The organism is Anabaena sp. CA = ATCC 33047, assembly GCF_963870205.1.
In the GTDB taxonomy this organism is placed as follows: Bacteria; Cyanobacteriota; Cyanobacteriia; order Cyanobacteriales; family Nostocaceae; genus Trichormus.
The window spans coordinates 232,886-237,494 of the sequence record NZ_CAWMSA010000056.1 but is presented as its reverse complement, the minus strand read 5'-3'; the positions used below and the strand labels follow the sequence as shown (position 1 = coordinate 237,494).

Genomic DNA, 4,609 nt, shown 5'->3' with positions numbered 1-4,609 from the left:
TCTCATCGCACAATAGATTGATGAGTTAGTAATGTTACAGCAGGACAAACAGTCAAAGTAAAAATACTTTCTCTAAAAGCATATTTTTTCTCATCGCACAATAGATTGATGAGTTAGTAATGTTACAGCAGGACAAACAGTCAAAGTAAAAATACTCTCTCTAAAAGATTATAAAAGTATTAAAAGTGTCAGTTGTGTTGATTGATAATAACCAGCTTGTGATAGTGTAATATTTATCTTTTGCACTGTTGTTATATAGCTGCGGCTTCTCGTAGAGAGGATAACCCTGCGAGTGTAAATTGTCGTGCAGAAGTATAAATTTATCTTACTTGAAACAGATGACTAACAAATTCACTACAGATCAATATAATCCCGCCTTATTTGACATCACCCAAGACATTATCGGTGCTTTACCACTGACACTGATTAAACAGTGGTTATTGAGTGACCAAACCAAAGAAGCCACCTTAAAACTGCTAGAACCTTATAAAGTCAAAGGTTACAGCATATCTTCTGATTCTGCTGGACTGACTAAGCTAACCAAGCAAAAAGGCTTATTAGAAATTTTGGCAATCATTAACCAACCAAAAGAAATTGTCTACAGTGTTGGTACAGCCATAGGTGGTGAAGGTGTTGGTATTTGGGCTGCTGACAATACTCAAATGTTTTATCCTGCATCAGTCAAGCCTGAAACTCTTCTGTCTGCGTTGCTCACAATCCAACGTGAAATTAGCCAACGTTGTCAAATTAAAATTGGAATTGGCGCACACTATGGAGACTTTTATTACATCAACGGTGGTTTATATGGTTTAGAAGCTGATGTCATTGAAGAAATTGCCGAAAATGAGACTGCGGGCGGTGAAATAGCTATCAGTCAAGCATTTTATGAACTCTTGCCAGAAAACCATAATTTCACTGTTACCCCAAAAAGCGAAGCAGTAACCGAAATCGGGAAGATTTTCTGTGTTTTAGACGGGCCAGGTTTACCAGAAATACCACCTTTAAATCCGAACTATCCCATTCCTTATTCTCAAGAATTTTATGCTGACTTATTAGAATATGGAAACCGCCTGACAGACACCACTTTTGCCAATCAGTTAGCCGATAAATACCTGCAAAACAAAGTAGTCGTTTTAGCTGAAAGGGGAACTCAAGAAGCTGAATACCATGAAATTGGAATGTTTACTAACTTGGCTCTGACAGCTGAACTGAAAGACACAGGATTGCAACTTCTAGAAAAGTATCATGGTGTGGAAGTTAAGGCAGTCGGTTCTATAGGAATTTATGTTTTTGATACAGCCGATACCGCACTCCAATTTTCTCAAGAATTACGTCAAAAACTAGCAGAACAAAATATTCCATCTCGTACAGGAATTGATGCTGGCTCTATTTTGCTTTTTGACTTGGCTGTTGGCGGTAAAGACATTGCTGGTAATCCAGTTAACGTTGCCTCGAAAATGGCTCAAGATAAAGGAGAATTTGGTAAAATATATTTGAGTTCCACTATGAAAACATTGGTGGATGTGAGCCAATTTAAAGAGATTACTTACACAGTTTCTGGTGTAGAAATTACCATCTACGAAACCTAGAATTACAGAGCTTACCCCAGTGTCACAACAAATTTAATTAGTTTGTAGTAAGGACTTTAGTCCTCTTTTAGAGACTTCCAGATAAAAAATATCCAAAATGTAGGGTGCGTCAGTACGAGAAACCCTAGCTATACCAAGAAAATATTCCCACTGACGCACCCTACTAACAGTCGATTTGGATAATTTATTTTTTGGTCTTCCCTTAACAACCCGATACTAACAAGCGTCGGGACTAAAGTCCGATCCAAAAAAGCTAACTAATGCGAACACGAGGTAGCTTTTTCTTCCTGCTTCATCCTCAAAGTGTCGGCACTACTCAGTCTACAGGCTTTAAGATCGGGTGGATCTCACCCTACTATTAAGTATTTAGGCTTGGTTATCACCTAAATACCTATCAATAATAGCACTGTTTATGCTCCCCTAGTCTCAAAATTGTCTAGCGAGCGGCTGGTTTTTCAGTGAATCAGTAGACATAAATCGTACTTAAATGTAAGCATTTGTTAGGTTTCGTTAGTAAAACACTAACTAGCTGTTAACCCTACTACGAACTGAAAAACCCTAACTACTCAACTTTCAACGCCCGTCGCGCCAGCTTCGCGTATGTCTTCACCGTTTCATAAGGTATTTGCAAATCTTCCGCCACCACTTGCAAAGACTCGCCCATTTCTCGCCGTGCCAAAATTGTCGCCCACTTTGACGCTATCTCAGAAGCCCGTTCTCCCCCAGTCCGCTTACGTTGGGCTGTGAATATCTCTGTTAACTCCTCAATTCTACTTGCCAGCAAACTTTCCACTTCTGGCACATCTGCAATAACTTGCGACGACCAACCCAAACGGGTTTGACCTAAGCCAAAGGTTGTTTTATGACCAGTACCACAATAAGCTGCTAACTTCCCTAAAGCATAAAGTAATTGACAAAATTCCGATTGCTCAACAGCCTCTTTAGTTAAACTAAATTCTACAGCACCCGTAAAACCTGTAACTGCGCCTTTCTTCCCTGCCAGGACTTTCATTGTGGCGATTTGGTGACGAGTAATGATCACATATTCATCTACCCATGCTAAAAATGTATCTTGGTTTACTGGCATTCCTGAAAAATCATTCCAACGACGGAGGTAGCTATGAAAGACATTCACGGGTACTGGTAAGGGTAGATGATGACCTTTGCGGCGAAAGCTGGTAGGACTGATAAATCTTAAACTGAGATTGTTCCCATGTTCAGCATTGAGTAATTGAGCATAAGTTGTAGGTGCAAGAACAACATTACAGGTGAGAATTTGCAAAGGTGCATGACGCAAACTTACCTCCGAAGGTAGGTTTTTTAGCCACTGTGCTAACCATTGCACCACTCTAGCTGATAATGCTGTCACATACCAGCGATAGGTTTGATTGGCAAATAATTTTAATTGCTTACCGCTACTAACTAATTCTCCATCCAACGCAGAGATAGTAAACGGTTTTTCTGACTCACCATCATGAAGATAAGCAGAAAGTTCTGGGTCTGTCAACCGTACTTGGTCGAGAAGCCAGGCATGGAGTCCAATTGTATACTGAGGGTAGACAGACACATCTACTTTAGTGACTAACTCAAATTCTAGTCCGACTAATTCCGTCTCTAGCGGCCAGTCGGAATTAGAAGTTGGTTGATTAACTTTGTTCTTTGCGCGACGCACCATTATGCAGCAGGTTGAGAGGATATTCGGAAAGTTTCGTGTTAAAACTGATTCTACTGTTGATTGTTGACTGTTGACTGTTGACTCTTCAGGACTTACGCAACTGGCATAATAGTAGGGTGCGTCAGATGTCAACAATCTGTTTATTGACAGCATTTAAGCCGTCTGACGCACCCTACAAGACATATTTAGTGTGACACTTGCGTAAGTCCTACTCTCAAAGAATTTCTCCCTTGTCTACCTTGTCTACCTCTCCTAGTCCCCAGTCCCCAGTCCCTAAAATGAAGTTGTTAAAAAACAAAACAGAGATTGCAACTGAGATTGATTCTGCTTTAACCTGGAAAAAACAGTACGCCTGTTTGCTCAACTGACTTTCTAGCATCAGCGTCATACTGATAAAGTTGTATAGGAAATTACTATTGTGTCTAAAACGATGACAGCAGCTGCTAAGTTCGACTTTGAGGATGAAAAATTTAATGCGCCGCCTTCTCAAGTCATCCCCTGGTGTCAGATGATTAATCCTCGGTATGGCGCAGATGGTCTACAGTCCTACGGTTTAGCGATTAAGCTAGATAATGCTCAGGCTGTGGGTTTTCAGCCTGATGATAATTGGCAACAAGTAGAACATGAATTCAGTTCTGGGGTGGAAACAGTTTTTATGACTACTACTCCCCGAATAGTGATTGTGCGTCGGGGGCCTTTGTCGGTTAAAGACCGAGAAACGGGGATAAAATTAGGGACACTCAAAGAAAATTATGATGCGTTTTTAGCAGATAAATTAAAATTTAAAACCTTTACTCGTTACCTAATTTTCTTAGTAGGTAAAGATAAAAAGTTTTTACATGATTATCCTCTGCAATTAACTCTCAATGGTGCAGCCGGAGCGAGTTTTAGCAAGACATACTGTGAATTTCAACAGGGCAAAATTGTCAGTGGTTTTGTGTCAGAGTTAGAAAGGGCTTATGCTTTATTCCGCAAGCAACCAATTACACCAAAAGGCCCTTTGTTTCATGCTCACGGAATTTTCTGCCCGATTATTGAGTGTGAAGAAAGAGGGATTGAACCAAATACAGTTTTGGTGGCTTCGACTGTAGATTATGAACATCCGACTGTGGCGACTTTAACTAATTACTTGATTGCTTCAGATTCACCAGAATCAGCAATGATTTGTAAAACCTTTGAAGATTACAAAGAATTTGCTAAGGAACCTGTGAGAACAGAAACGCCAAAAAATGGCATGGCGGGAGTTTCTAGTTCTTATATCTATCCCGATGAAGATGATTTTGGTTATCCCCCGTATTAGGGACTGGGGACTGGGGAGGCAGGGGAGATCATTTCCCAATAATTC

Annotated in this window: 3 protein-coding genes; 2 read left to right on the top strand and 1 reads right to left on the bottom strand. The window is 40.3% G+C overall.

Annotated features, from left to right (window positions below):
- Positions 1–338: 338 nt before the first annotated feature.
- A complete protein-coding gene (locus tag AACS98_RS17615; RefSeq protein WP_066382175.1) occupies positions 339–1,589 on the top strand; it encodes a family 3 adenylate cyclase in 1,251 nt (416 codons plus the stop codon).
- Positions 1,590–2,151: 562 nt separating this feature from the next.
- On the opposite strand, the gene cas6 is transcribed toward AACS98_RS17615, so the two are convergent.
- On the bottom strand, positions 2,152–3,264 hold the full coding sequence (gene cas6, locus AACS98_RS17610) for a CRISPR-associated endoribonuclease Cas6 (RefSeq protein ID WP_066382170.1): 1,113 nt from the start codon (positions 3,262–3,264) through the stop codon (positions 2,152–2,154).
- 430 nt (positions 3,265–3,694) lie between these two features.
- On the opposite strand from cas6, the gene AACS98_RS17605 reads away from it, so the two are divergent.
- On the top strand, positions 3,695–4,564 hold the full coding sequence (locus tag AACS98_RS17605; protein ID WP_066382168.1) for a DUF5895 domain-containing protein: 870 nt from the start codon (positions 3,695–3,697) through the stop codon (positions 4,562–4,564).
- Positions 4,565–4,609 lie beyond the last annotated feature (45 nt).

What these genes read in the sequence shown, in the direction of transcription:
- AACS98_RS17615 (WP_066382175.1), top strand. Translation starts at nt 339, where the DNA reads ATGACTAACAAATTCACTACAGATCAATATAATCCCGCCTTATTTGAC.
- cas6 (WP_066382170.1), bottom strand. Translation starts at nt 3,264, where the DNA reads ATGGTGCGTCGCGCAAAGAACAAAGTTAATCAACCAACTTCTAATTCC.
- AACS98_RS17605 (WP_066382168.1), top strand. Translation starts at nt 3,695, where the DNA reads ATGACAGCAGCTGCTAAGTTCGACTTTGAGGATGAAAAATTTAATGCG.